The 281-nt window shown below is 57.3% G+C and carries 1 protein-coding gene; it reads left to right on the forward strand.

Annotated features, from left to right (window positions below; genetic code table 11):
• A partial coding sequence (locus tag KZZ04_RS18835; RefSeq protein WP_306430591.1) for an ATP synthase delta/epsilon chain alpha-helix domain-containing protein occupies positions 1 to 156 on the forward strand: 156 nt, incomplete at its 5' end.
• Positions 157 to 281: the final 125 nt, after the last annotated feature.

Here is a 281-nt window from a genome sequence, read left to right on the forward strand (position 1 = left end):
GGCGACCTGGATGAAGCCTCCGCTCAGGAAGCCGTCAAGGCTGCCGAGAAGGCCCTGAACGAAAAGGGCGCGGACTTCGACTACAGCGCTGCTGCTGTACGTCTGGCCGAAGCTGCAGCTCAGCTGCGCACGCTCCAGCAGATCCGCAAGAAGTAAGCGGCCCAGCCGCCATGCTTCAAGCGCGATTGATTAAAAAGGGTAGCCTCGGCTACCCTTTTTCTTTTTTAGCAAAACACTTCTCTGGTCTGAAGCCGGACCGTCCAGGATTGGTAGCCATTCAT

It is taken from the genome of Pseudoalteromonas sp. CR1 (assembly GCF_019392235.1).
In the GTDB taxonomy this organism is placed as follows: domain Bacteria; phylum Pseudomonadota; class Gammaproteobacteria; order Enterobacterales; family Alteromonadaceae; genus Pseudoalteromonas.